The 26,652-nt window shown below is 67.4% G+C and carries 22 protein-coding genes and 1 tRNA gene; 11 read left to right on the forward strand and 12 right to left on the reverse strand.

Features of this window, described 5'->3' with window-relative positions; genetic code table 11:
• Positions 1 to 134 precede the first annotated feature (134 nt).
• The 3 genes from H8S61_RS02005 (at position 135) to H8S61_RS02015 (ending at position 2,712) form a co-directional block, all read left to right on the forward strand.
• Positions 135 to 1,106, forward strand: a complete 972-nt coding sequence (locus tag H8S61_RS02005) for a helix-turn-helix transcriptional regulator (RefSeq protein ID WP_186937776.1) — start codon at positions 135 to 137, stop codon at positions 1,104 to 1,106.
• Between the two features lie 90 nt (positions 1,107 to 1,196).
• Positions 1,197 to 1,688, forward strand: a complete 492-nt coding sequence (locus tag H8S61_RS02010) for an RNA polymerase sigma factor (RefSeq protein ID WP_160941499.1) — start codon at positions 1,197 to 1,199, stop codon at positions 1,686 to 1,688.
• Entirely contained in the window at positions 1,678 to 2,712 is a 1,035-nt protein-coding gene (locus H8S61_RS02015) for a DUF4179 domain-containing protein (protein WP_186937777.1), read from the forward strand. Before H8S61_RS02010 ends, H8S61_RS02015 begins: the two co-directional genes overlap by 11 nt.
• 49 nt (positions 2,713 to 2,761) lie before the next feature.
• Here H8S61_RS02015 and H8S61_RS02020 read toward each other — a convergent pair whose 3' ends face one another.
• From H8S61_RS02020 to H8S61_RS02030, 3 genes are all read right to left on the reverse strand, one after another.
• Complete coding sequence (locus H8S61_RS02020) at positions 2,762 to 3,013, reverse strand: GlsB/YeaQ/YmgE family stress response membrane protein (RefSeq protein ID WP_154331965.1); 252 nt, start codon at positions 3,011 to 3,013, stop codon at positions 2,762 to 2,764.
• Positions 3,014 to 3,212: 199 nt separating this feature from the next.
• The gene (locus tag H8S61_RS02025) at positions 3,213 to 4,478 is read right to left on the reverse strand and encodes a RidA family protein (RefSeq protein WP_186937778.1); all 1,266 of its coding nucleotides are present in this window, start codon (positions 4,476 to 4,478) and stop codon (positions 3,213 to 3,215) included.
• 304 nt (positions 4,479 to 4,782) lie between these two features.
• The gene (locus H8S61_RS02030; protein ID WP_186937779.1) at positions 4,783 to 6,201 is read right to left on the reverse strand and encodes a helix-turn-helix transcriptional regulator; all 1,419 of its coding nucleotides are present in this window, start codon (positions 6,199 to 6,201) and stop codon (positions 4,783 to 4,785) included.
• A 248-nt stretch (positions 6,202 to 6,449) separates the two neighbouring features.
• Between H8S61_RS02030 and H8S61_RS02035 the strand changes: the two genes are divergently transcribed.
• On the forward strand, positions 6,450 to 8,219 hold the full coding sequence (locus H8S61_RS02035; protein WP_186937780.1) for an FAD-dependent oxidoreductase: 1,770 nt from the start codon (positions 6,450 to 6,452) through the stop codon (positions 8,217 to 8,219).
• Between the two features lie 68 nt (positions 8,220 to 8,287).
• On the opposite strand, the gene H8S61_RS02040 is transcribed toward H8S61_RS02035, so the two are convergent.
• Positions 8,288 to 8,364, reverse strand: a tRNA-Pro gene (locus H8S61_RS02040).
• Between the two features lie 225 nt (positions 8,365 to 8,589).
• Here H8S61_RS02040 and H8S61_RS02045 point away from each other — a divergent pair.
• Both H8S61_RS02045 and H8S61_RS02050 read left to right on the forward strand, forming a co-directional pair.
• Positions 8,590 to 9,684 carry a putative ABC transporter permease gene (locus tag H8S61_RS02045; protein WP_160942522.1) on the forward strand — a complete coding sequence of 365 codons (1,095 nt, stop codon included), beginning with the start codon at positions 8,590 to 8,592 and terminating at the stop codon, positions 9,682 to 9,684.
• A 9-nt stretch (positions 9,685 to 9,693) separates the two neighbouring features.
• Positions 9,694 to 10,263 (forward strand): putative ABC transporter permease, encoded by a 570-nt coding sequence (locus tag H8S61_RS02050; RefSeq protein ID WP_366457672.1) that lies wholly within the window; start codon positions 9,694 to 9,696, stop codon positions 10,261 to 10,263.
• A gap of 10 nt (positions 10,264 to 10,273) precedes the next feature.
• On the opposite strand, the gene coaBC is transcribed toward H8S61_RS02050, so the two are convergent.
• Entirely contained in the window at positions 10,274 to 11,494 is a 1,221-nt protein-coding gene (gene coaBC, locus H8S61_RS02055) for a bifunctional phosphopantothenoylcysteine decarboxylase/phosphopantothenate--cysteine ligase CoaBC (protein WP_186937781.1), read from the reverse strand.
• Entirely contained in the window at positions 11,487 to 12,485 is a 999-nt protein-coding gene (gene hemH / locus H8S61_RS02060) for a ferrochelatase (protein WP_366457674.1), read from the reverse strand. Before hemH ends, coaBC begins: the two co-directional genes overlap by 8 nt.
• A 127-nt stretch (positions 12,486 to 12,612) precedes the next feature.
• On the opposite strand from hemH, the gene H8S61_RS02065 reads away from it, so the two are divergent.
• Positions 12,613 to 13,428 carry a putative ABC transporter permease gene (locus tag H8S61_RS02065; protein ID WP_186937783.1) on the forward strand — a complete coding sequence of 272 codons (816 nt, stop codon included), beginning with the start codon at positions 12,613 to 12,615 and terminating at the stop codon, positions 13,426 to 13,428.
• 210 nt (positions 13,429 to 13,638) lie between these two features.
• Here the strand turns inward: H8S61_RS02065 and H8S61_RS02070 are convergent, their stop codons facing one another.
• Genes H8S61_RS02070 through ileS form a run of 3 tightly spaced genes read right to left on the reverse strand, consistent with a single transcriptional unit; the run spans position 13,639 to position 18,078 of the window.
• The gene (locus tag H8S61_RS02070; RefSeq protein WP_186937784.1) at positions 13,639 to 14,673 is read right to left on the reverse strand and encodes an RluA family pseudouridine synthase; all 1,035 of its coding nucleotides are present in this window, start codon (positions 14,671 to 14,673) and stop codon (positions 13,639 to 13,641) included.
• Positions 14,670 to 15,224 (reverse strand): signal peptidase II, encoded by a 555-nt coding sequence (lspA, locus tag H8S61_RS02075; RefSeq protein WP_244977505.1) that lies wholly within the window; start codon positions 15,222 to 15,224, stop codon positions 14,670 to 14,672. Before lspA ends, H8S61_RS02070 begins: the two co-directional genes overlap by 4 nt.
• A 4-nt stretch (positions 15,225 to 15,228) precedes the next feature.
• Complete coding sequence (gene ileS / locus H8S61_RS02080) at positions 15,229 to 18,078, reverse strand: isoleucine--tRNA ligase (RefSeq protein ID WP_186937785.1); 2,850 nt, start codon at positions 18,076 to 18,078, stop codon at positions 15,229 to 15,231.
• A gap of 214 nt (positions 18,079 to 18,292) precedes the next feature.
• Here ileS and H8S61_RS02085 point away from each other — a divergent pair, with 214 nt between their 5' ends.
• Positions 18,293 to 19,171 (forward strand): DegV family protein, encoded by an 879-nt coding sequence (locus H8S61_RS02085; protein ID WP_186937786.1) that lies wholly within the window; start codon positions 18,293 to 18,295, stop codon positions 19,169 to 19,171.
• A 42-nt stretch (positions 19,172 to 19,213) separates the two neighbouring features.
• On the opposite strand, the gene H8S61_RS17615 is transcribed toward H8S61_RS02085, so the two are convergent.
• Positions 19,214 to 20,635: a response regulator transcription factor gene (locus H8S61_RS17615; RefSeq protein WP_186937787.1), complete on the reverse strand. Its 1,422-nt coding sequence runs from the start codon at positions 20,633 to 20,635 to the stop codon at positions 19,214 to 19,216.
• A gap of 341 nt (positions 20,636 to 20,976) precedes the next feature.
• On the opposite strand from H8S61_RS17615, the gene H8S61_RS02095 reads away from it, so the two are divergent.
• Both H8S61_RS02095 and H8S61_RS02100 read left to right on the forward strand, forming a co-directional pair.
• Positions 20,977 to 22,230: an MFS transporter gene (locus H8S61_RS02095; RefSeq protein WP_186937788.1), complete on the forward strand. Its 1,254-nt coding sequence runs from the start codon at positions 20,977 to 20,979 to the stop codon at positions 22,228 to 22,230.
• 48 nt (positions 22,231 to 22,278) lie between these two features.
• Entirely contained in the window at positions 22,279 to 23,211 is a 933-nt protein-coding gene (locus tag H8S61_RS02100; protein ID WP_186937789.1) for an amidohydrolase family protein, read from the forward strand.
• A 52-nt stretch (positions 23,212 to 23,263) separates the two neighbouring features.
• Here the strand turns inward: H8S61_RS02100 and H8S61_RS02105 are convergent, their stop codons facing one another.
• A complete protein-coding gene (locus tag H8S61_RS02105) occupies positions 23,264 to 24,019 on the reverse strand; it encodes a class I SAM-dependent methyltransferase (RefSeq protein ID WP_186937790.1) in 756 nt (251 codons plus the stop codon).
• Between the two features lie 23 nt (positions 24,020 to 24,042).
• Entirely contained in the window at positions 24,043 to 25,371 is a 1,329-nt protein-coding gene (dinB, locus tag H8S61_RS02110) for a DNA polymerase IV (protein WP_186937791.1), read from the reverse strand.
• A gap of 103 nt (positions 25,372 to 25,474) precedes the next feature.
• Between dinB and H8S61_RS02115 the strand changes: the two genes are divergently transcribed.
• Positions 25,475 to 26,611: a pyridoxal phosphate-dependent aminotransferase gene (locus tag H8S61_RS02115; RefSeq protein ID WP_154331974.1), complete on the forward strand. Its 1,137-nt coding sequence runs from the start codon at positions 25,475 to 25,477 to the stop codon at positions 26,609 to 26,611.
• The last annotated feature ends 41 nt before the right edge of the window (positions 26,612 to 26,652 follow it).

Raw genomic sequence — 26,652 nt, forward strand, 5'->3', positions numbered from 1 at the left:
CCTAACCTGGTGGTAGGAGCGGGTGTATTTCGGTTGTAGGGGCGTTTGAGCTGGCGCGTTGCGGCGAATCGTCTATACTGTTCGAGACGTGCGCCCCTCGGGGCGCGTGGTGCCGACGACGAACGAGGACGCGCATGGATCTGGGGCTCGGGCTTTTCTACTACACGCTCATCGTGCTGCTGGCCGTCATCCTGACGGCGGCGACGTGCCTCGCCTCGTACTTGGTGACACGCAACAAGGCGTACCGCTACGCGTTCGCCGGCTTCCTGTTCTACTTCTTCGACGTGGCGCTCGTGTTCCAGGACGACTTCCTCATGCAGCGCGCGGCCGAATCGTCCGCCTCCCCCTTCTTCATCGGCAGCCCCGTGGCCTCCATCCTCATCGGCGGCGGCGCGCTCGTGTCGTTCTGGCTCGTGCTGTGCGAGTACCTGGAGGAGCGCAGGCCCGCGGTGCGCTACGTCCCGGGCGCCGTGTTCGCGCTGGCGAGCGCCGCCGTGCTGCTGCTCGTGCCCGCGGGCAACGGCCAGGAGTTCCTGTTCTACAGCATGCGCGAGGCCCTGCTGTACGCGATGCTCGTCTACCTCGCCGCCCGCTACATCGGCACGCGCGACGACGTGCTGCGGCTGCGCATGCGCCGCCACCGCGCGCTGTACGGCGCGCTTTGGGCGCTCGTCACGTGCGTGCTGCTGGAGAACGTCGTGTTCCTGCTGATCATCGACCCGCACGTGGCCGGGGGCCAGGCGCTGCCCTTCTTCCCCGAGCGCAACTTCGCCGAGAACGCGCTCGTGCTGTGCTGCGCGTTCGCGGCCTGCACGGGCGCGTGGAGGAACCTGTCGCTGCGGCGCACCGAGCCGCCCACGCAGGGCGGCGCGTCGCTCGAGACGTTCATCGACCAGAACCTCGTGGCCTACGCGGCGGCGCGCCAGCTGTCGAAGCGCGAGGCCGAGGTGCTCAGGCTCGTGCTGCTGGGCAAGGACAACCAGAACATCGCCACCTCCATGCACCTCGCGCCGAGCACCGTCAAGGTGCACATGCACCACATCCTCCAGAAGGCCGAGCGCTCGAACCGCAAGGAGCTCATCCAGGATTTTTGGGAATTCTCCTAGGAATCTCGCCCGCGCTGTCAGGATTCGGGCCTCTGGATCGTATCGCAGGTGAAGCGACGTTGCCCGAAGGACGACAGGAAACGGACCCTTATGCGCAAGCGACAACCCGATAGCGAAGCGGAGCGGCTCGTGCGCACGTACGCCGACCTCATCCTGCGCCTGAGCTACACGTACCTCAAGTCCACGCACGACGCGGAGGACATCTGCCAGAACGTGCTGATCAAGCTGCTGCAGGGCGGGCGCGCGTTCGAGAGCGCCGAGCACGAGCGCGCCTGGGTGGTGCGCACGACGGCGAACGCCTGCAAGGACGTGCTGCGCAGCGGGCGGCGGCGCACGTCGGTGGCGCTCGACGCCGCGGCCGAGGCCGCCGCGCCCGAAGCGCCGGACGACGACGTGCTGGACGCGGTGATGGCGTTGCCGCAAGCGTACCGGGAGGCCCTGTACCTGCACTACTACGAAGGGTACACGGCGCGCGAGATCGCGCAGATGACCGGCCGCACCGAAGACGCCGTCGCAGCGCATCTGAGCCGCGGGCGCGCCAAGCTGCGCGCCGCGCTGGAAGGAGCAGACGATGATCGATGAGTACCGGAAAGCCCTCAACGAGCTGCGGTTCTCCCCCGAGGCCACGCGGCGCCTGGCGCAGGCCGTCGAGGCCGCGGCCGCGCCCGAGCGGCCCCGCCGCACGTCCCGCCGAACCCGCACCCTCGCGATAGCCGCCGCCGCCGTCCTCGCCCTCGTGGTCGGCTGCACGGCGTACGCCTCCGGGATGCTGGATCGCCAGAAGCCCGCGAAGGCGGAAACGCCTCCGGCGACCGAGGTGGTCGACGGCGTCGGTCGGCCCGTCGCGCAGGCGTCCTCGAACGGCGTCACCGTCACCGCCGAGGCTATCGTGGGCGACCGGTCCAACTACCTCGTCGTGCTGACCGTCGCGAAGGACGACGGCACGGCGTTCGAGGGTATCCGGGAGAACGAGGACGGCACGCTGGCGCTCACGTTCGGGAACCTGGCAACCGTCACGATCGACGGGGCTCCGTCGCGCGGCACCACCTCGTACTTCTTCGACGCCGACCCCGACGACAACGCCATCCAGTTCGTGAAGGCGAGCACCATCGACACGCACGGCGGCGGCAGCTTCCTCGGCAAGCCCGTGCGCGTGAAGCTGCTCGACCTCATGGCGCTCGACGAGGACGGCGAGGCGCGAACCCTCGTGGAAGGCGCTTGGAGGATGAGCTTCCTCGCCAACTGCGCCGACCTGTCGAGAAACGTGCCGGCTGGTCAGACGTTCGCGTTCGACGAGGGCACCGCCACGATCAACGCGATCACGATCTCGCCGTTGAGCCTGTCGGTCGACCTGATGATCGACTTCCCGATCGAGGTGAACCCGATCGGCTTCGACACGCCGCAATCGAAGCGCTTGCAAGGCCTGCCCCTGACGGTGAACATGAAGGACGGCACCGTCGTCGACGCGACGCAGAAAAGCGGCGGCGCGGTCGAGGTGGGGGAGCATACGACGGTCACCGACAAGTCCCTGATGTTCGACCGGTTCCTCGACCTCGACGAGGTGGCGTCGATCACGGTCGGGGGCGTGGATATCCCAATGCCGTGAAGCGCGAAAAGGCCGGGAGCGTCCGCTCCCGGCCTTTGAGGCGGCGGCGCTAGGCGCGCTTGCCGGTCAGCACGTTGATGATGGCGATCAGGATCACCGAGCCGATCAGCGCGACGAGGAACGACCAGAGGTTGAACCCGGTGAACCCTGCGGCGCCGAAGAAGCTCATGACGAAACCGCCGATAAGGGCGCCGACGATGCCCGTCACGATGTTCTTGATGAGGCTGCCGTCCGTCTTCATGATCATGTTCGCGATCCAGCCGGCCAAGCCGCCGATGATGATCCATACGATGATGCTCATATCCGTATCCTTTCTCGGATGCTCGTAGATGATGAAGGAAAGGATAGACGAGCAGCTCGATGAGAACAGCCTGACCAGAAAGCCGTATGCGGCCCGTTGGCGGTTGGATGCCGCTCCGTGACTCCGTGATCCGCGCCGTCATGCAAAAAGGGCCGGAGATCGCTCTCCGGCCCTTCCGTTCAGCTGGCGGTGCGGCAGGTTACTTGACCGGCGGGGTGCCCTCGGCGTTGCCGAAGATCGCGTCGATCTGCACGAGCGCGTCCATCGGGAGCGCCGCGGTGCCCACCGCGCGGAACGCGGGAGCGCCGGTGAAGTAGCGGGCGCACACGTCCTCGACGGCGGCGAGGTCGTCGATGTTCTTCAGGTAGACGTTCAACTTGACGGCGTCGTCCATCGTGTGGTCGACGTTCTCGATGATGGCCTTGATGTTCTTGCACGCCTGCTCGGCCTGCTCGGCAACGCCGCCGGCGACGAGCTTGCCCGACGCGGCGTCGACGCCCAGCTGCGCCGAGATGTTGTTGTAGTGCGAGAAGGCGACGCTCTGCGTGGAGAGCGGGCTCGTGGGGGCCGCGTCGGTGTCGTTCGCCTCGATGATGAGGCCGTGACGGGCTTCCACTTCCTGCGGCGGCGTGCCGTCGCCGTGCGACACCACGGCCTCGATCTGCACGAGCGCGTGCATCGGCAGCTCGGCGACCTCGACCACCGTGCGGGCGGGCACGTAGGCCACGGCGCGGGCGATGCCCGAATCCGGGAAGAAGCGCGTGTACACGTCGTTCACGGCGTCGAGGTCGGAGAGGTTCTTCAGGAAGACGGTGACCTTGACGATGTCGTCGAACGGGACGTCGATGCTCGTGAGGATCGCCTTGATGTTCTTCAGGCACTGCGCGGCCTGCTCGGCCACGCCGCCGACCACGATCTGGTTCGACACGGGGTCGATGGGCAGCTGCGCGGTGACGTTGTTGTAGTGCGAGAAGGCCACGGTCTGGGAGGACAGGGCGTCGTAGGGGGCGTTGTGCGTGTTGTTCACGTACTTCACGAGGTCGCCGGCCTGCGGCTCGTTGGGGATGGTGCCCTCGCCGTTGGTCAGGAGCGCCTCCACCTGCACGAGCGCGTCCATCGGCAGGGCCGCGACGGCCATGACCGTGCGGGCGGGAACGTAGGTGGTGAAGAAGGCGCGGTACACCTCGTCGACGGCCACCAGGTCGCGGATGTCGCGCACGAAGACGGTGATCCTGGCGACGTCGTTCAAGGAGTGGTCGATGCTCTCGACGATGGCCTCGAGGTTCTCGAAGCACTGCTCGGCCTGCTCGAAGATGCCGCCCTCGACGAGCTCGCCGGTCTCGGGGTCGATGGGAAGCTGGGCCGAGATGTTGTTGTAGTGCGAGAACGCCACGGTCTGCGCATGACGGTCGCTCTGCGGGGCCTCTTCCGTGTTACGAGCCAAAACTACGTTATCACCGCTCATAGATCGTATCCTCCTTTTGAGTGCTTCGCTTGCCGCTCCGTAGGAGCGCTCCGAATGTCCGGAAGACCGTAGTATAACGTTTTGTGCAGGTGCACAATTCATTTCTGGGAAGATTTCCTCCCGCCGGGAAGGCGCCCGCCCGACCGTTCGCCGCGAATAGTGGAAACCCCTCCCCCGCCATGCAGAAAACGGGGTCGAAAGGCGCGTTTCATGCAGGATTATCGCGCCTACCGTTCACCGATTGCTATCCCGCCCCGTCACCTTCCGATCACACGATGCCCACGATTTCGCCATGAGCGGGCGTTTACCCCCGGTCGGCGATCAGGGCGATCAATTCCTGCTTGCTGTGGATGCCCAGCTTCGCGTAGATGCTCTTGATATGGGTCTTGACGGTCGATTCGGACACGAACTGCATCGAGCTGATGACGGGGACGCTGCGGCCCTGCGAGTACAGGGCGGCCACCTCGAGCTCCCGCTGGGTGAGGCCGAACTCGTCCTGCAGCGCGGACAGCGCGCGCTCTTCGGAGTCGGCGTTGCCGGCCGGCGCGCCGGCCTCCGAGGGGCCGCGCCGCTCCTTGCGCCAAACGACCAGCGCCAGGGCGACCACCGCGACGAGCGTGACGAAGGCCAGGGCCGCTATCGCGATGCGCGACATCGCGAAGCTGTCCCACGAGAGGCTGGCGCCGAGGATGGGCTCGGAAAGGAGCCTGCCCAGGATGTTGGGGAGCGCGAGGAAGACGCTGATGATCACCGCGTAGCGGAAGAACGGCGGCAGGCTCCGCTCGATGGACGTCTCGATCAGGAAGAGGAGGATCTGGACGTGCAGGACGGACTTGCCGACGATCATCACACCGAAGGCGACCGCGGGGTCGCTGACGAACGCCAGGGACACGAACAGGACGACCAGGCTGCCGACCACGATCAGGAAGAAGATCGCGTCGAGCTGCTTCCTGATCGCCGGCATGGAGCTGAGGACGAGGATGAGGACGATGATCCCGACGATGACGAGCATCGAGGAATCGGCCGTGTAATAGGTGTAGTCGAGCGAGTAGAAGAACGGCTCGAGCACCCCGAAGAAGAAATTGAACACCATGAGCGCGAGCAGCTCGGTGATCACGCTGACGCTCCTGGTCGGGAAGAGCGCGTAGAGGATCCTGCCCGTGCCCTCGTAGCCCGCGGTCGCGTTCCGCACCGAGGGAAAGGGCTCGAGGGGCTTTTCCTGGACGAGGAAGAACAGCGCCGTCGCCACCATGTAGGCCCACAGCATGATCTCCCTGAACCGCTCCTGCGGCATGTCGACGAGGAGGTGGACCGCGGGCAGCAGGGCCGTGGCCGCGGCGAGGGAGATCAGCAGCCCCCGTCGGGCGCGGTCCAGCCGGAACGCCGTGAACGACGAGATGGCCAGCAGGGCCATCAGGCCCGACATCCCGCCTTGCACGATGTCGATCAGCACGAGGGGGACGTCCGCGAACGGGGAGAGGGCCAGGATGCCCGAATACACGAAGAACACGAGCACAAGGGCGTGGTACACCGTGGCGAGGCTCAGGCTCCGGTAGTACGAGACGATTCCGGGGACCAGCATGAACAGCCCCTTGAACAGCGCGACGAGGGTCAGCGAGCACACGTTGCCGCCGACCGCCTGCAGCTGCAGGTAGTAGGAGGCCGTGTACTCGGAAACGTAGGCGCATATCAGGATGATCAAGGAGAATCGGGGCAATCGCATAGGGGCATCTCCGGGAATCGGGTTCGCAGCATACGGCTATTCTAAGCGTTCCGCACGCTCCGCTTCCACGGTCTTCCCGGTTATTTTCGAATCTCCCCCTCCGGGAAACGGGTTCCCCCGAAACAGGGGAGATTCCCTTTTGCCCGTTTCACGCGATGGGAACGCTCCCCCTCCGCGCGCATGCTGTGCCTCGGCGATGCGGGCCGCGAAGGCCCCGCATGCGAACAAGCGAAGCAAGGAGGAACGATATGAGCGAGAAGGACATGCAGGGAGAGCCGCGCGGAGGCCTGTCGCGGAGGAGCTTCTTCAAGGGGAGCGCCCTGCTGAGCGCGACCGTGCTGGGCGGGTCGGCGCTCGCCGCATGCGCACCGAGCGCCGGCGGTTCCGATTCCACGGCAGGCGCGACGGAGGGCTCCGACCTGGGCGAGGCGGCCCCCATCGCGCCGGTCGACCCGCCGGCGGAGTGGAGCGCCGAGGCCGACATCGTGGTGGTGGGCACGGGCGGCGGCGGTTTGGCCGCGACGCTGCTCGCGCGCGACAGGGGCGCCACCGTCATCACGATCGAGAAGGACCAGACCCCCGGCGGCGCGACGAAGTGCGCCGGCGGGTTCGCGTCGCTGCCGGGCGGCTCCACGATCCAAGACGAGATGGGATACGCGTGGCCCGTGTACCCCTACAGCAGGAAGGAGCTGGTCAACCGCCTGCGCGAGCAGTACCAATCCTCCAACGACGACCGCCTGGTCGGCACCATCGCCGACTACTCGGGCATCTTCCTCGACTGGGCGGTGCTCGAGCACGAGGCTCCGATGGTGGCCGTGGCCGGAGGCAGCGCCTTCTTCCCCAAAACGCTGGCCGAGGGCAAGGTGACGTCGTACATGGCCGTGAAGGAGGTCACCGACTACTTCTACCAGCAGGGCCAGGAGGCCGGGGCCGACTTCCGCATGGGCACGAGATGCGAGAACCTCGTCGTGGACGGCGGGCGCGTCGTGGGCATCAAGGCCAAGGACGGCAAGACCGACGAGGAGCTCTACTTCAAGGCGCGCAAGGGCGTCGTGCTGTGCGCGGGCGGCATGGGCATGAACTGGGACATGCTCAAGGAGTACATCCCCACCGCCTACAGGCACGCCGCGTACGGCGGCCCCACGCCCAGCCACACGGGCGAGTGCATCCGCATGGCCGTGGGCGCGGGCGCCGACATCGCGGGATGGGATTCCTGGAACTGCTGGGAATCCGCCCCCGACAACGGCACGCGCGAGTGGCAGCCGTTCTGGGGCGCGCGCACCATCTTCCAGGTTCCGTGGCTCAACATCGACAAGCGCGGCGAGCGCTACAACTTCTACGCGATGCCGCAGCAGCCCGAGGTCACGTTCGAGGTGGGTCGAGGCGACGTGGCGGTGGCCGCGACGCAGATGTCGCGCATCGGGGGCCGCGGGTACGCCATCTTCGACGCCGATTACGAGCAGTACATGTTCAAGATGAACGTCGCGCCCGGCGCCGAACGCCGGCCCTGGACCAAGGACGACCCCATCGTCGAGGACGCGATGTTCGATAAGGACTTCTCGGTCGAATTCCAGAAGGGCGTGGACGCGGGCCTCATCAAGAAGGCCGACACCCTCGAGGAGCTGGCCGAGCAGCTGGGGCTCAAGCCCGAGGTGGTGACCGCCGCCGTGGACAACTGGAACGAGCTGTGCGAGAAGGGCGAGGACACGGAGCTCGACGTGCCCTACCTCCCGGAATGGCTCACCCCGGTCAAAACGCCCCCGTTCTACGGCGGCGTCATCGGCGGCTGCATCGGGAAGACCCACGCCGGCCTGCGCACGGACGAGAGCCTTCGCGTCCTGAATCCCGAAGGGGAGGTCATCGCCGGGCTGTTCGCGAACTTCCACACCGCGGGCGGCCTCTGCGGGGAGTCGAGCTTCGGCGGCTCGCCGCACATGCCGTCGGGAAGCTTCCTCGGCGGCAACCTGCTCTCGTGGGTGAGCGGCTACCTCGCCGCCGACACGGCCCTCGCGTCGTAGGCGCGGGGGAACCGCCGCGAAAAGAAACAGGCCATCGGGCAGCTGCCCGATGGCCTGTTTTACGTTGCTGGTCGGGTTGACAGGATTTGAACCTGCGACCCCTTGACCCCCAGTCAAGTGCGCTACCAAACTGCGCCACAACCCGTTGTGCATGCCCGGTCGCTCAAGCGAGCTTCCCAAACAGCGTTGACTATATTAACGGTAACCTCGGTGCTTTGCAAGAAGAAATTTGCATCTTCCGAACCTTCTTCCGAACCGCGCGGCCGCGGGCGCCCCTCAACCGCCGGTTGCATCAGTATTTCATGTACAACAGCCCCGAAACCGTCATTACAATGGTCGTTCGTAACGGAAGAGACAGGAGCGCCGACGAATGGCCCGTGATTTCAGCAACCCGAAGAAGCTCGGCTTCATGCGCGTCATCCAGGTGTTCTTCGCCATCAACGTCGTCATCACCATCTCGCTGCTCGTGTTCATGATCAAGGGCAGCTACACCCTGGGGTTCGCCGACGCGATCGACTACGCCAACCTCATCTTCGACGGCATCTGCTTCTGGCTCATCTGGCACCGCTATCGGGCGACCCGCGCCTTCGTCATCGCGTTCAGCCTGTTCAACATCGTGGTCGGCAGCGCATACAGCTTGGCGACCGGCACGTTCGACCCCGTCAGCCAGCTGATCTCCTCGTCGTCGGACATCGTCCTGCTCGCCTACTTCCTCACGTCGCGCCGGGCGAAGGCCGTGCTCGTCCACCCCTTCTCCGACGAGAGGGCGCGGGCGCAGCTCGACGAGCACGCGGGCTACTTCCGACCGACCACCTGGGGGTTCTGGCGCAACCTCGTCATCTACTTCTGCGTGTTCAGCGTGGTGGGCCACTGGATGGAGGCGGGATACTGCACGCTCATCCGCTTCGGGCTGATCCCCGGCGTCTACGACCCGAGCTCCCAGATCTGGAGCGACTGGCTCTACCCCTTCTGCGTGTACGGCTTCGGCGCGGTCGCCTGCGTGCTGCTGCTGTTCCCCGTCAAGAACCTCCTGCAGCGCCGTTTCCGGGGCATCGCGGCGCCGCTCGCGCTCAGCTTCGTCGCGAACGCGCTCGTGTGCACGGGCATCGAGCTGGCGATGGGCCTCATGCTGAACCAGCCGCTGCCTGACGGCACGCTTCCGCTGTGGGACTACCGGAACATGTTCTGCAACTTCATGGGCCAGGTGTGCCTCCAGAACGCCGTGGCGTTCGGGTTCGTGGCCACGCTTATGACCTGGGTGATCTACCCCGGCTTGGAGAAGCTGCTCGCCCGCGTGCCCTCCTACGCCATGAACATGGCCTTCATCGTGGTGGTCATCGGGTTCTGCATCCTGTTCTTCCTGTACTGCGTGAACGTGGCGGTCTCCGACGAGGACGTCATCGCCGCCACCGAGCAGCTGATCCAGTCGATGAACGTGGGCGGAAGCGCGCCTTCGGGCGCCTAGGCGGCGGACGTGGACCGCCTGCGCTCCCCCGCCTTCTGGCGCAACCTCGCGGTGTACTTCTGCGCGTTCAGCGTGGCGGGGCACTGGATGGAGATCGCGTACTGCTCTTTCATGGACCTGTTCGGCATCGTGGACGACGACTCGCTCGTGTGGGGCGACCCCTTCTACCCCTTCCTCGTCTACGGCGTGGGCGTCGCGGTGTGCGCGATCGCGCTCGTGCCGCTCAAGGAGCGCCTCCTGGCGCGCCGTCGCTCGACCGCGTGCGCGGCGGCGCAGTTCTTCCTGATCACGGTAGGGGTATGCCTCGTCATGGAGCTGGCGATGGGCCTCATGCTCAACCAGCCGAACCTTGCGGGCGAGTACCCGCTCTGGGACAATTCCGCCCTGCCCTTCAACGTGCTGGGACAGGCGTGGCTCGTCAACGACCTCGCGCTGGGCGCGGTGGCCATGCTGTACGCCTGGGCGATCTACCCGGCCAGCGAGAAGCTGCTGGCGAAGGTGCCGCCCCGCATCATGAACGCGGCGGCCGCTCTCACGGTCGCCGCGTTCGTCGTGCTCTGCATCGTGAAGTTCGCGTAGCGAGCCTGCGTCACGCCAGGAACTGGATGGCCTTGTCGAGGATCTCGTCGGCGAGGCGGGTCTTCGACATGCGGGGAAGCTCCTCGATGTCCTCGTCGTCCACGAACCACACCACGTTGTCGTCCGCGCCGAACGCGCGGCCGCCGCCCACTTCGTTGGCCACCACGAGGTCGGCGTGCTTGGACACGAGCTTCTTCTCGGCGTTCGCCACCACGTCGTTCGTCTCGGCGGCGAAGCCCACCACCACCTGATGCCGCTTGCGCGCGCCCAGCGTGGCCAGGATGTCGGGGTTCTCCACGAGGTCGATGGTGCCCAGCTCGGCGTCGGCGACGCCCTTCTTCAGCTTGTGCGCGGCCGCCTCGCGCGGGCGCATGTCGGCCACCGCCGCCGCGAAGATGGCGATGTCGGCGTCCTCGAAGGCCTCCTCGGCCGCGGTGAACATGTCGCGCGCCGTCCTCACGTGCACCATGTGCACGCCCTGCGGCGCGCTCAGCGAGACGGGGCCCGACACGAGCGTCACGTCGGCGCCGCGCAGCGCCGCCGCGCGGGCGATGGCGTAGCCGGTCTTGCCCGAGGAGTGGTTGGAGATGTAGCGCACCGGGTCGATGGGCTCCACCGTGGGGCCTGCGGTGATCATGACGCGGCGGCCGGCCAGGTCGCGCTTCACGCCCAGCTCGTCGAGCGTGGCCGACACGATGTCGTCCACCTCGGCCAGGCGGCCCTTGCCCACGTCGCCGCACGCCAGGTAGCCGTCGCCGGCGTCGATGAAGCGCGCGCCGCGGATGTGCAGCTTGCCGATGTTGTAGCGCGTGGCGCCGTTCTCGTACATGTTCACGTTCATGGCCGGCGCGATGACGAGCGGCGCGGTGGTGGCCAGCGCGGTGGTGGTCAGCAAATCGTCGGCGATGCCGTTGGCGATCTTGGCGATGACGTTCGCGGTGCACGGCGCGATGAGGAACACGTCGGCCTCCTGCGCGAGCGACACGTGGTGGATGGGGTCGGACGGGTCGTCGAACAGGCCGACGGCCACCGTCTCGTGCGTGAGCGCGCGGAACGTCGTGGGACCCACGAACTCGGCGGCGTGCTCGGTCATGACCACCTTCACGCGCACGCCGGCCTTCTGCAGGCCGCGCACGATCTCGCACGACTTGTAGGCGGCGATGCACCCGGTCACGCCCAGCAGCACGGTCTTCTGCGCGGCGTTGGCCGCGGCGTCGTTTGCGTTAGTCACGGGGGACCTCCTCAATATGCGGGCGCAGCACGTCGGCGAGCACCCGGAGGTGCGCGCGGCTGCGGTCGAGGCAGGGCACGTAGGTGAAGCACGCCTCGTCCGGCGTGCGGCCCGCCTGCTCGATCTGGTCGAAGTAGAACGGCTTGAGCTCGTAGTCGATGTCGTAGAGCGTCTCCAGGCAATCGACGGCGAAGTTCGGGCAGATGAAGAACACGCGCCCCACGCCTGCCTCGGCCCAGCGGGTGAGCACGTCGCGCGTGAAGGGCGTGAGCCACTCGCGGCCCTTGTCGAAGCGGCACTGGTAGCCGATGGTCCAGCGGTTGCGGTCGATGCCCAGCTCGCTGGCCACCTGCAGGCTGGTGGCGCCCGTCTGCAGCTCGTAGGTGTCCCCCGCCTCGATGTCCACGAGCGGGATGGAGTGGAACGAGAACAGCACCTTGTCGTCGGAATCCACCTCGAAGCCGGCGTGCTCGATGGACGCGGCGATGGCGCGGATGTAGGTGGGATCGTTGTGGTAGTTGTCCACGAAGTCGCACGGCACGTCCCAGCGCGCCTTCTTGAGCGCGTGCTCCACGCTGTCGGACACCGAGCCGGTGGTGGAATAGGCGCTCTGCGGGTACAGCGGCAGCACGACGAGGCGCGTGCAGCCCGCGTCCTTGAGCTCGCGCACGCAGTCGAGCACCGACGGGTCGCTGTAGCTCATGGCGCAGCGCACCGCGACGTCGAGGCCCTCCTCGTCGAACGCGGCGCCCAGGCCGGCGGCCAGCTTCTCGTGGGCGATCGTGAACGGCGAGCCCTCGTCCGTCCAGATCTTCTCGTACTTCTCGGCCGACGCGCGCCCGCGTTTCGGAAGGATGAACAGGTGAAGGACGAACCACCAGCCCACGCGGTTCATCGGCGCGATGCGCTTGTCCATCAAGAACCTGGCAAGGTACTTCCGCACGGCACGGGGCTTGGGCACGGCGGGCGTGCCGGTGTTCACTAAGAGCACCCCTGAGCGCTTCCCCTGTGGCACGATGTTCATCACCTTCCTGCGGCGTAGACATGACGAAACGGTTGAATTCCGCCCTTGAAAATCTGCTATAGTTTAGCCCATTGACTATTGATAGGGCAGGTGAATGGAGAAAGAACCGAAAAAATCGGCTGCGGAATTACCGTCGCGACAGGCCGTAACACCCGATCGCGAGCCCGATGCCGGACCTTCCTCCTGCGAAAGCGCCGCACCGCGCCCGGGCATCCTCCGCGAGATCGGCAAGGAGGCCCGCGAGCAGGTCCGCCCGAACCTCGGCTACCTCAAGATCGACTACTTCACGCTGTTCTGGCTGTTCATGGCCGGATGCGTGTTCGGGCTCGTGGTGGAGACGGCGTTCCATGCCATCGTGTACGGCGGCTACGAGAGCCGCGCAGGCCTCGTATGGGGCCCGTTCTCGCCCATCTACGGCGTGGGCGCGGTGGTGCTCACGGCATCGCTCAACCGCTTCTACCACTCGCACAACCTCATCATCTTCCTCATCGCCATGCTGCTGGGCTCGGTGATGGAGTACACCACGAGCTGGCTCATGGAGGTGCTGTGGGGCGCGATCGCCTGGGACTACAGCGGCACGTTCGGCAGCATCAACGGGCGCACGAACTTCGCGTTCGGCGTGATGTGGGGCCTGCTGGGCCTCGTGTGGGTGCGCACGATCCTGCCGTTCATCAAGCGGGTGTTCTCGCACGTCGATGCGAAGAGCGCGCTCGCGCGCATCGTCACCGTGGCGCTCAGCCTGTTCATGGCGGCGAACATCGCCGTCACCGTGCTCGCGCTCGACCGCGAGGGCCAGCGCGCCGCCGGCGTGCCCGCCACCACCTGGGAGCAGCGCTTCCTCGACGAGCACTTCCCCGACAGCTACCTCCAGGCGCGCATGCAGAACATGAGCGTGTACGGCAAGGGATGACGCCTGCGCATCATGGAAGGGGCGCGCGCTCCCATTCTCCTGTGGCGCGGGAAAGGGCATGTGGTTCGGCAAGCTCGTCCGCGCCGATTCGCGACGGGCGCGGCGTGCGATAAGCGCGGAGAAAGACGCTCGCATCCCGAAGCCCCCGCCGCGCCATAGGAGGACGGGGGCTCTGATCCACCGCCGCGCCAAGCACTGGCGGAAAGCCGTCTACAACCTCGGCCTCGGGGCCTCTTCGAGCAATCCGCGCACGTCCTCGCCGGCTGCCGTGCGGCCCATGCTGCGGGGGGCGAGGTCGTCCAGCGCGTCCTGCAGGTCGCCGGGGAGGTTGTCGGCGAAGCGGAGGCTCTCGCCGGTGACGGGATGCTCGAAGGCCAGCTGGAACGAGTGCAGGAACTGGCGGTCGAGGCCGAGGTCGGCGGCGGGCGCGCTCGGCGCTCCCGAGGTGTACACCGGGTCGCCCACCAGGGGGTGCTTCGCGTACTCCAGGTGCACGCGGATCTGGTGCGTCCTGCCCGTGAACAGCTTGCAGTCGATGAGCGTGTAGCCGTCGTCGCGCGGACCGTGCTCGAAGCGCTCGAGCACGCGGAACGTGGTGATCGACTCGCGGGCCGATTGCGTGTCGCGGACGGCCATGCGCGTGCGCTCCTTCTCGGCGCGCGCGATGGGGGCGTCGATCATGCCCGTGTCGTGGGCGATCACGCCGTGCACGAGCGCCAGGTAGCGGCGATCCACCGCGCGGTCGCGGATGTCGGACATGAGCGCGTAGCCCGCCTCGTCGGTCTTCGCGGCCAGCATGAGGCCGCTCGTGTCGCGGTCGAGGCGGTGCACGATGCCCAGGCGGTCGTCCTCCCCCTGCACGTTGCACAGGTGCTCGGCGCCGCAGTGGTAGATGAGGGCGTTCACGAGGGTGCCGTCGTCGTGGTCCACCGACGGGTGGCACACGAGCCCCACCTGCTTGGACAGCACGATGAGGGCGTCGTCCTCGTAGCGGATGTCGAGGTCGATGGGCTGGCCGCTCAAAGGCCCGGCCTCGACGGCCTCCTCCACCTGGTACACGATCGTGTCGCCCGCGGCCACGAGGTGCTTCTTCGCCACGGCCGTGCCGTTCACGAAGACGAGCCCCTCGTCCGCCGCGCGCGCCGCGACGCTGCGGCTGGGGTACAGCCCGCGCGCGGCCATCAGGGCGTCGAGGCGCTGCCCCGCGTCCTCGGCGGCGGCGGCGTAGCTCAGCATGCGGCTCATCGGGCGTCGGTTCCCTCGTCGCGCGCGTCGTCCGACGCTTCGGACGCTTCGGCAGACGCGGCGGCGATGCGGTCCTCGTGGCGCCAGCTGAGGATCACGCCGACGAGGAACAGCACGAACCCGCACGTCACGCCGATGTCGGCCACGTTGAACACGGGGAAGTCGATGAACACGGGCTCGATGAAGTCCACGACGTAGCCCAGCGTGAAGCGGTCGAACGCGTTGCCGAGGCCGCCCGCCACCACGAGCGCCACGCCCACCACCTGCAGGGTGCTCGGCCGATGCGCCAAAAAGAACAGGTACACCGTGAGCAGCACGCACACGATGAGCGACATGACGCCCAGCAGGAACGTCGAGTCTCCGAACATGCCCCATGCGGCCCCCGTGTTGTGCACGAGGTGGAACCGCACGAGGCCGAGCAGCGGCCCCGTGACGACCTCGCCCACGGCGTACGAGCCGTTGAAGTAGCTCTTCGTGAGCGTGTCGAGGGCGAGCCACGCGAGCGCGACGATGCCGAACACCAGCGTGTTGCGCGAGCGCTTCGTATCCAAGAGGCTACTCCCCCTCTGCGAAGCCGAGGGCGTCGAGCACGTCGCCGCAGCGTTCGCATATGTCAGGATGGTTCGGGTTGCCGCCGAGCGTGCGGTAGTTCCAGCAGCGCGGGCACTTCTCGGCCTCGGTCTTCGCCACCGTCGCCGCCAGCTCCTCGCCCTCCTCGAAGGCCACCGAGGCCACGATGAACAGCTCCTCGAACACGGCCTCGTCGTAGCGCTCCAGCACGTCGAGCACGCCGCGCGGCGCCGTCACCGTCACGGCCGCCTCCTGGCTCTTGTTCACCGTCTTCTCGCCGCGCGCGTCCTCGAGCGCCTTCGTCACGATCTCGCGCACCCCGAGGATGACGCCGAAGTCCTCGGCCGCGCGCTCGCCTTCCGCGGCGGGAACGGCCGGCAGGAAGTCGGACGGCTCCGGCCAACCGGCCAGCTGCACGTTCGAGGGGCGGCCTTCGCGCTCGCGCATGGCCAGCGGGTAGTGCTCCCACACCTCGTCGGTCGTGAACGACAGCACCGGCGCCAGCACGCGCACGAGCACCTCGAGGATGTTCATGAGCACGGTCTGCGCGGCGCGGCGGCGCGGCGAGTCGGGCGCCTCGGAGTACACGCGATCCTTCGTGGCGTCCATGTACACGGCCGAAAGATCGTTCACGATGTAGTCGTACACGGCGCGGTACACGTAGTGGAACCGGTAGGCGTCGTAGGCGGCCTCCACGTCGGCGAGCAGGTGCTGCGTGCGCACCATCGCCCACCGGTCGATGGGCTCGAGCGCTTCCCAGTCCTTGACGGCGTGCTTCGTGTCGTCGAAGTCGTCAAGGCTTCCCAGGAGGAAGCGGAACGTGTTGCGGATGCGGCGGTAGGCCTCGCTCGTGCGCTGGAGGATCTCGTCGGAGATGCTCACGTCCTGCGAGTAGTCGACGCTGGCCACCCACAGGCGCAGCACGTCGGCGCCGCTCTTCTCCATGACCTCGGCCGGGTCCACGCCGTTGCCGAGGGACTTCGACATCTTGCGGCCCTCGCCGTCCACCGTGAAGCCGCAGTGCATGACGCTCTTGTACGGCGGCACGCCGTAGGCGCCCATGCTGGTGAGCAGCGACGACTGGAACCAGCCGCGATGCTGGTCGGAGCCCTCGAGGTACATGTCGGCCGGGAAGCGCAGGCCCTCGGCCTCGCGGTGCTTCAGCACGGAGGTGTGCGACACGCCGCTCTCCCACCACACGTCGAGGATGTCCTTCTCGGGTAGCAGCTCGGTGCAGCCGCAGGTCTCGCACTTGATGCCGCGCGGCAGGTAGTCGGACGGGTCGTGCGTGAACCACGCGTCGGCGCCCTCGCGGTAGAACAGGTCGATCACCGCGTCGAACGTCTCGGCCGTGGCCACCGTGTTGCCGCACTTCGCACATTTGAACACGGGGATGGGCACGCCCCACGAGCGCTGGCGCGAGATGCACCAGTCGGGACGGTCGGCCACCATGGAGCCGATGCGGTTCTTCGCCCACGAGGGGATCCACTCCACCTTGTTCTCGATGGCGTCGAGCGAGTCCTCGCGCAGGCTGTTCTTGTCCATCGACACGAACCACTGGTCGGTGGCGCGGAAGATGACCGGCTCGTGGCAGCGCCAGCAGTGCGGGTAGCTGTGCAGGATCTCCTTCTGGGCCACGAGCGTGCCGCGCTCGCGCAGCCACGCGATGATGGCCGGGTTCGCCTCGTCCACGTCGAGGCCCGCGAAGGGGCCCGCCTCGTCGGTGAGCACGCCGTTGTCGTCCACGGGCATGAGCAGCGGCACGTCGAACTCGAGCGCCACGAGGTAGTCGTCCTGGCCGTGGCCGGGGGCGGTGTGCACCGCGCCCGTGCCCGAATCGAGCGTGACGTGGTCGCCGTAGATGATGGTGCCCTTGAGGTCCTGGCGGATGGGGCACGTGTAGGTGAGGCCGGTGAGCTCGCGGCCCTTGAGCGCGACGGGCTCGCCGTCCGCGCCGGTGACGAGTGCGTAGTCGTCCCAGCCCGCGATGTCGGCCACCTGCTCGACCAGCTCGCGCGCCATGATCATGTTCGAGCCGTCCGCCTGCACCATCACGTAGTCGGCGTCGGGGGCCAGCGACACGGCGGTGTTCGCCGGCAGCGTCCAGGGCGTGGTGGTCCAGATGAGCACGTAGGCGTCGCCCGCCGCGCCGGCGGCCTCGTACACGCCGGGCATGAGGTCCATCTTGAACTTCACGAAGATGGACGGCGACGTCTCGTCGGAGTACTCGATCTCGGCCTCGGCCAGCGCGGTGTGGCAGCGCTTGCACCAGTGGATGGGCTTGCGGCCGCGGTACACCGAGCCGTCCAGGTACATCTTCTTGAACACCTCGACGTTGCCCGCCTCGTAGTTCGGCGTGAACGTGAGGTACGGATGCTCCCAGTCGGCGTTCACGCCGAGGCGCTTGAAGCCCTCGCGCTGCACGTCGACGTACTTCTCGGCCCATTCGCGGCAGAGGCGGCGCAGCGTGGGCTGGTCGATCTTCGCCATCTTGTCGGGTCCGAGCGTCTTCTCCACCATGTGCTCGATGGGCTGGCCGTGGCAATCCCAGCCGGGCACGTACGGCGTGAAGAAGCCGCGCTGCGCGTGGGACTTGTTCACGAAGTCCTTGAGGATCTTGTTGAAGGCGTGGCCGATGTGGATGGGGCCGTTGGCGTACGGGGGGCCGTCGTGCAGGATGAACGGCTTGCCGTCCTTGTTCTTCTCGAGCACCTGCTCGTAGACGCGCTCTTCCTCCCACTTGGCCAACCGCTTCGGCTCGTTCTCGGGCAGGTTCGCCCGCATCGCGAAGTCGGTCTTCGGCAGGTTCATCGTTTCTTTGTACGTGTTCGCCACGGGTGCCGTACCTTTCCTCAAAGCATGCGCTTCTGTTCGCTATAAACCGCTATAGTATAGTGGAACGAGCGCCGTTTCCAGCGAGCCTGACCGCACTTTTCAAAATTGCGACACAGGAGCACAGCGCTTCACGGTATACTTTTCATCGTTTGCATATTCACAGCGGAAGACTCGGGTTTGCCGACCGCTGCAGTTTTCAGGAAGGACGCGTCGTATGCCGATGAACTTCGAGATCGTCACCGATTCCAGCTGCAACCTCGTCGAGGACATGATCGACGACTTCGGGCTGCACATCCTCCCCCTCACCTTCATGGTGGACGGCGAGCAGTACCAGAGCTACCTCAAGGGCCAGCACACCGACCTGGCGCAGTTCTACACGATGATGCGCGACGGCAAGGTGATCACGACGTCGCTGCCGAACCTGGCCGACTCCGAGGCGCTCATGCGCGGCCTGCTGGAACAGGGTCGCGACGTGCTGTACCTGGGCTTCTCCAGCGGCTTGTCGGGCACGTACGAGGCCACCGAGCTGCTCATCCGCGACCTGGCGAAGGAGTTCCCCGACCGCACGATGTACGCCGTGGACACGCTGGCGGCCTCGGGCGGCGAGGGCCTGCTGATCTGGCACGCGGTGCAGCGCGCCCGCGCCGGCGCCTCCATCGAGGAGGTGCGCGACTGGGTGGAGGAGAACAAGCTGCACCTGGCCCACTGGTTCACCGTGGACGACCTCATGTTCCTGTTCCGCGGCGGCCGCGTGTCGAAGACGGCGGCCTGGGCGGGCACCATGCTCAACATCAAGCCCGTCATGCACGTGGACGACGAGGGGCACCTCGTCCCCTTGGAGAAGGTGCGCGGGCGCAAGAAGTCCCTGAACGCGCTGGTCGACCACATGGAGAAGACGGCGCTCGCGCCCATCGACGAGCAGATGGTGTTCATCACGCACGGCGACTGCATCGAGGAGGCCGAGTACGTGGCCGAGCAGGTGAAGGAGCGCTTCGGGTGCAAGCAGGTCGTCGTCAACTACGTCGACCCCGTCATCGGTGCCCACTCCGGCCCGGGCACCATGGCGCTGTTCTTCCTGGCCGACAAGCGCTAGGCACGCGCGCCCCCGGCCTGCGATCCGCGGGTCGGGGGCTTTTCAGCGGGATTCCAGGAGCTTGAGGCGGCTCTCGACCACGCGCAGCAGCTCCTTGCGCGAATGGACGCCCAGCTTGTTGTAGATGTTCTGGATATGCGACTTCACCGTGTTGGGCGAGATGTACAGGCGCTTCGCGATGTCCTGCGCGTCGTCGCCTTGGACGAGCGGCTTGAGCACCTCCAGCTCGCGCGGGGTGAGCAGGTACTCCTTCGCCACGACTTCGCACGTGGCGCTCAAATCGACCTGCGACCGGGAATCCCCGGGACAGATGAAGCCCCAGCCCGTCCTGATGTTGCGCTCGTTCGACAGCAGCAGCGAGGCCAGGACGATCGCGAACGCCCCGACGCACCAGGCCGTCTGCCCGTCGGGGCCGCCCACCGCCCCTCCCGCCGCGATGCCGACGGCCCTGCCGACCATGAGCATGGCCGTCGGACAGGAAGCCACCCACGTCGAAGGCTGGTCGCAGTCCTTGATCAGGTACGATCCCAGGGCCCACAGCGCCAAATCGAGATAGAGGAACCCCGTCACCTGGCAGGCGACCCACATCGTCGGAAACGCGACCCCCAGGCTCGAGCAGAGCATGCTGACGGCGATGAGCGGGAACCCGACCTGGTAGATGGCGCGGTTGAAGTCCACATGGGCGACCAGGAAGACGAGCGCCGTCAGCAGCGCCGAGCCGAGCAGGCCCGCCAGCTCGACGCCTTGCCACGCCTCCCCGTCCGAGAACGCGAAGGCCCCGTACAGGAAGCCGAACGACAGGCCCTGGAGCAGCGACGTCGACATGAACCGGTACGGCACCTGCAGGTCCTCCTCGAACTTCCGGCCGTAGATGACGGCCTTGTCCATCGCGCGCCGCGCCCGTGAGAACGAGCCCACGATGACGACGGCGTACGCGGCGACCGCGACCCAGGCAGACGGTCCCTCGAGGATGCCGGCCGCGAAGTAGAGCGCCCCGCCGATGCACGAGCAGGCGACCCCGAACGCGAGCGTCCTCGCCATGCCGAGATGCCCGAACACCCGCCCGAACTCGATATGGATCCCCATGAAGCCGAGCGCCAGGCACCCGATTCCCAAATACAGGCACATATCCTGGGAAAAGGCGTCCTGGGCATCGGCGTTCGCGCGCAGGAACAGAAGCAGCATCCCCACGAGCATCGACAGCAGCATGAGCCACGCGTACCAGTCCTGGGCGAACAGGGCGCTGCTCTTCCGCAGGAACACCGCGACGACGATGCACACCGTCGCGCACGCCAGGAAGAACACGATCTGCGGCTCGACGACGGCCGGCGCGATCTGCCGCGCCGAGGGGAACAGGAACGACTCGGTGCACACGATGATGGCGAGCGCCTTGTAGAACGAGAACGAGCAGAGCAGCGCGACGCTGCCCGGCGTCGACGAGAACATGATGCGTAGTGTATGCATGATCGGACCCGAGCGCATAAGACCTCCCCGCCTTCGCCTGCCCCGCCACGTGCCGGGTGCAATTATAGCCACGCCCCCGAACTCGTCAGTGGTCATCGGGGGTTGAAATGCTCGTCCCGGGCCTCTCATCACGAAATGATGAGAGGCCCCTCCCCCATCATTTCGTGATGACGTCGCCGGATCGCGACAACCATCCCCCCGAGATGTTCCCGCAGGCGAGGCCGCTCCGTAAGGTGCGTGCCGCGCGGGTCTTCCGGGTCATGCCGCACGACGTCGAGAGGAGGTACCGCATCGGCATCGGGACCGCGCGGCAACGTACACGAAACGTAAGGGGGTTCACCATGAGCGTGACAAGAACCACGAGCGCAAAGGGCTGGGCGGTATGCCTCGTCGCCATATTAGGCGGCATATCGCTCGCCCTCGTGCAGAACAAGGTCTCGCCCATCATCACCGTCCTCATGGACGTATTCGGCATCAGCATGGGCACGGCGGGATTGCTCAGCACCATCTTCACCTTCGTCGGCATCATCATGGCGCTGCCCGCCGCGATGATCATCAAGCGGTTCGGGCCGAAGAAGGCGGGTGTGACCGCCCTCGCCTTCGCCGTCGTCGGCTCGCTGATAGGCCTCGCCACCGACAACGTCGGCGTGCTCATCGTCAGCCGCGTGATCGAGGGAACGGGAATCGGCATCATCGCGGTGCTGGCGCCGACGCTCATCTCCATGTGGTTCCCGCCCGAGAAGCGCGGCCTGCCCATGGGGCTCTGGGGCTCGTGGATGATGGTTTCGCAAACGATCCTCTTCTTCTGCGCCGCCCCTCTGTCGGGAGCGTTCGGATGGCAGGGGATGTGGATGCTCGGCCTGGTCGCATGCGTGCTGACCGCCGTATTGTTCCTCGTGTTCGTCGACAGCCCCGCGCCCGGCGAGAGCTTCGCGGACGTCGAGAGCAGCGAGGTGTCCATCCGCGAAGGGCTGAAATCGCGCGCGTCGTTCACGCTCGCCATCGCCGCAGCCTGCTTCACGTTCTGCTCGTTCACGTTCGTCAGCTGGGTGTCGGCGTACTGGGGCGTGGCGACGTCCTGGTCGTCCGAGGAGATCGGCCGCTGGGTGGCCATCCTGTACCTCGTCGAGATGGTATACGCCTGGATCATCGGCGGCATCTTGAACCGCGTGAAGAACCGCAAGCGCCTCGGCGTCGCGAGCTTCTTCGCGTACGGCCTCATCGGCCTGGCCGCCTTCCTCATCACCGGCGAGCCGCTCGTCGTCGCGTTCGTGTTCGTGTTCCCGATCTTCGACGCGCTCATCCCCTGCATCTGCTGGACGATCGGTCCCGAGACCGCCTCCAAGCCGATGTACGCGGGCATCGCGCTCGGCGTGTTGAACATCGGCTTGAACACGGGCACCCTCTTGAGCGCGCCCGTGTCCGGAGCGCTCGTCGAATCGTTCGGGTGGCCCGCCGCCGGCGCGTGCTTCCTGGTCGTCGCCCTCTTCGGAGCGGCCGCCATGGCGGCCACCAAGCTGAGCTCCGCGGCGTCGTCGCCCGAAACGCCCGACGACGCGCCCGCGTGCGCGGCCGGCGCCGCGAACCCGTCGTAAGACCGTCGTTGAGCCCTATCGAAAACCATGAGAGAAACGAGGAGCACCATGCACAAGATCATCGACTGCCATTCCCACCTCGGCGACATCTTCGCATCCGAGAAGAACGTCGTGTACAAGGGCGACGTCCCCATCGACCCCTCCCAGCACGACCCGTTCGCCTCCTATTCCGAGGGCGGCTTCAAGGGCGCGTTCCTCGACCCCGACAACCCCGAGCAGGTGAAGAACGTCATCGACATGACGGCCGCCGTCAGCTACGCCAACACGCTGAGCAAGCTGTCGCGCGACCTCGACGAATCGCACGTCGACTACGTCTGCCTGTATCCGGTGGCGCCCTTCATCACGTTCGAAGACTACCGGGTGGCCGCGCTCGTCGAGCCGCGCATCATCCCCTTCACCTCGGCCGACTGGCGCATCGAGGACGGGCGCGCCATCGGGTCGCAGCTGCTCGCCGACGCCGCCCGGGGAGCGCGCGGCCTCAAGATCCACCCCATCCTCCAGAACGTCTCGCTGCGCGACCCGCGCGTGGAGGAGGCGGTTGCCCTGTGGGCCGAGACGGGCCTGCCCGTGGTGAGCCACTGCGGCGTGAACTCCTACTACCCCGACGACTCCCCGGAAGCGGCCACCCAGAACCCCGCCTACGGCAACCTCGAGGACTTCATGTACCTCGTGGAACGCTTGCCCCAGGTCAAGTTCATCGCCGCGCATGCGGGCGGTCTGACCGGCGGCGAGGCGGAAACGCTTGCCGCCCACCTCGGTGGCGCCGAGAACCTCTGGGTGGACACGACCTTCCGCTCGGCCGAGGAGATGCGCATGCTCGTCGAGCTGTTCGGCGAGGACCGCGTGCTCTTCGGCGTCGACCGCCCCTTCGGAGGCACCCAGGCTTCCGTCGAGGCCGCCTTCGAGGCCTTCGGGAAGGGCACGGAACTGTCCGAGAAGGTCATGTACGCGAACATGGCGAAGCTCATCGGCATGGCCTAGCGCGGCGAAGCGCGTGCGCGCGGCCCCCGGCGGTTGCGGGGGCCGCGCTCCCCTACGCCACCTCGCCGATGTAGGCTGCGGTGCTGTTGGGGAGCACGAGCACGCCCGCTTGGGCGTGCTCGTCGAACAGCCGCTCGAAGTCGGCGGCGTAGGCGGCATGCGCCGGGTCGTCGCGATCGGGCGCGTAGGAGGCCGACAGCATCCGGTCGACGAACCCTTTGCGGTCGTAGGCCAGGTCGTGCGGGAACGTGACCGTGCGGTACGCGCCCTCGAAGAAGCGCGCGACGGCGGTGCCGTCGAAGTCCATGCCCCCGCTGAAGCCCGTGAACCCGGGGCAGTGCCGCGCGCACACGGCCGCGCTCGCCCGCACGAGCGGGGACGCCGGGTCGCGGAAGTTCCACACGAGCGCGACCGCCCCGCCCGGTCGCAGGATCCGCCGGCACTCGCGCCGGAACGCCTGCGGGTCCATCCAATGGAAGGCCTGGGCGGCGCACACGCGGTCGACCGAGGCGTCCGCGAGCCCGGTGCGCTCGGCCGACCCCGCCGTCGAGGAGAACTCGGCGCGCTCGCCGAGGCGCGCTTCCGCCACGGCCCTCATCTGGTCGTTCGGTTCGACGGCCTCCACGATGCAGCCGAGCTCCAGCAGCTGCTCGGAGAACCTTCCTGTGCCCGATCCCACGTCGGCCACCCGGGTGCCCGCCGCGAACCCCTCCTCGCAGGCGAGGTGCGCCATAAGCGCGGGGGCGTAGCCGGGGCGCGCCGCGTCGTAGACGGCCGCCTTCCCGTCGAAGCGGCTCTCGTTTCCCATGGGTCCTCCTTCGTCGCGGCGCCTCACTTGTAGTCGGCCGGGTTCTTGCTGGCGGAGCCGGTGGTGTTCTCCTCGCCGAGCAGCTCGCGCCCGAAGCGGACGGCGGACTCGCCGAACCGGTCCTTCACGAGGTCGGTGGCCTCGATGAGGCCGCGGCGCTTCCCCTCGTCCGGGATGGACGGCCGCACGTCGTCCTCGTTCGGCGCGGCCTCCGCGACGTCGAACAGGCTCTCCTGCACGCCGTCGCCCTCCTCGAACCCCGTCATCCCCACGCCGATGAGGCGCACGGGCATGCCGGGCCGCCACAGCTCGTCCATCATGCGGTACAGAAGCGGCGTGTAGGCGAACTCGTCGTCGCTGGGCGCCGCCAGCTGGCGCTGCACCGAGCGCACGCTGCGGTCGTCGTAGCGCACCCGCAGGCTGATCGTGCGGCCGCGCAGGCCCTTGCGCCGCAGGCGGCGCCCCACCTTCGCGGCGATGGTGGCGATGGCGCCCTCAACCTCGTCGCGCGCGGTGAGGTCCGACGCGAACGTCATCTCGTTGGACACCGACTTCACCGAGTCGTCCTGCTCCACGGGCGCGTCGTCGCCGCCGTTCGCCCGCACGTGCATGACGTGGCCGTTCTTGCCGAACACGCGCAGCAGCATGCCCTCGTCGGCATCGGCCAGCTGGCCGAGCGTGCGGATGCCGCGGGAGTGCAGCTTCTCCTCGGCCGCGGCTCCGATGCCGCTCATCGTGCGGACGGGAAGGGGGGCGAGGAAGTCCCGCTCGCCGCCCGGGTACACCACGGTCAGCCCGCGCGGCTTGTCCATGTCCGAGGCGATCTTCGCGATGGTCTTCGACGTGCCCACGCCGATGGAGCACGTGACGCCCAGCTTCTCGACGCGCTGCTGGATGCGCTGCGCGACGCGCACGGGGTGCTCGCGGTTCACCGACGTGGGCGACACGTCCATGAACGCCTCGTCGATGCTGACCTGCTGCACGTGCGGCGTCTCGGCGCGCAGGATGTCCATGATGGCGTTCGACATCTCGCGGTAGCGGTCGAAGTGGCCGTGCGTCCAGATGGCGTGCGGGCACAGGCGCTTCGCCGTGGACGAGGGCATGGCGCTGTGCACCCCGTACGGGCGCGCCTCGTACGACGCCGTGGACACCACGCCGTGCTTGTCGGCGTCGCCGCCCACGATGACCGGCTTGCCGCGCCAGGCGGGATGGTCGAGCTGCTCGACCGAGGCGAAGAACGCGTCGAGGTCCACGAGCAGGATGGCCGGCCCGCGCCACTCCTCCAACGGCATGGCGAAGCCGCCGCCATCGGCAGCCGCTTCGGGATCGGTCTGTGGGGAATCGGATCGCATTGCGCGAATAAGTCTACCACGCCGCGCCCGGGCGTAATGAACTTGTGCTAGGATATTCATTCCTTGCCTCGAATCACGAGGCGAAACGCAGGGAGGGAGAGACATGACGATGACGCAGCGAGACACCGACGCGCGTCCCGGCGTACGCGCCTGCGTGACCGCGCTGCCCGAGCAGCTGCTGTCGCCCCCCTACGAAATGCGCTCCGAGATGAACTGGATCGACTTCTCCGGCACGGCGAACCCCCTGGGCACGCCCCCCTCCTTCATCCGCGCGATGGAGACGGCGCTGGCCGCCGGCGAGCTGAACTACCCGCCCGACCGCGAGGCGCACACGCTGCGCAGCGTGCTGGCCCGCAAGTTCGGGCTGCCCGTGGAGTCGTTCCTCGTGGGCTCCACCGTCGGCGACATGGTGCGCGCCGTGGCCCAGACCTACCAGCCCTGCACCGTGGGCGTGGCCGTCCCCGGCCCCGTGGAGTACGCGCTGGCCGCCGGCAACGCGGGCCATCGCGTGGTGGAGATCGCGAGCCCGGCCGGCTTCACCGTGCCCGACCCGGCCGCGGCCGAGCGCCACGGCATCGTGTTCGACGCCGCCGTGCTGGCGAACCCGGGCTACCCCACGAGCCGCCTGCTGCCGAGGCCGACGCTGCTCGCCTACCTCGACGCCTGCACCTGGGTGGTCGTGGACGAGCGCTCCATCGAGCTCACGCTGGGCGGCGAGAGCATGGTGGCGCTCGTGAACGAGCACCGCAACCTCGTGGTGGTGCGCTCGCTGTGCGAGCCCTTCGCCATGCCGGGCATCCCCATCAGCTACTGCATCGCGCACCCCGACACCATCGCGCAGATCACGCGCTTCTACGACAGCTCGTGCGTGCCGATGTTCGCCGAGGTCATCGGCGAGCTGGCGCTTTCGGAGACGGAGCACCTCGAGCGCACGCGCGACTTCCTCGATTCGGAGATTCCCTGGCTGCAGTGCATGCTGAACCTCATCCCCGGCATCGACATCTTCCCCGCCGAGGCGAACTACGTCATGTGCACGTTCGACGGCGGGCCCGACCTGGCGCTCGGCGTGGCGAACACCGACGAGCTGGCGCAGCGCCTGCAGCTGGCCGGGTTCCTGATCCGCAAGCTCGAGGGCACCCCCGCGCTGGAGGACAGCCGCTACTTCTGCGTGGCCGTCCGCACGCGCGAGGACAACGAGAAGCTCGTGGCCGCCCTGCGGGAGATCATCGCCGGCTGCTAGGGCTTTCGACGGAGGGCCGCCCGCGGCAGCCCTCCTCGTTT

This window comes from Eggerthella hominis, from assembly GCF_014287365.1.
Classification (GTDB): domain Bacteria; phylum Actinomycetota; class Coriobacteriia; order Coriobacteriales; family Eggerthellaceae; genus Eggerthella; species Eggerthella guodeyinii.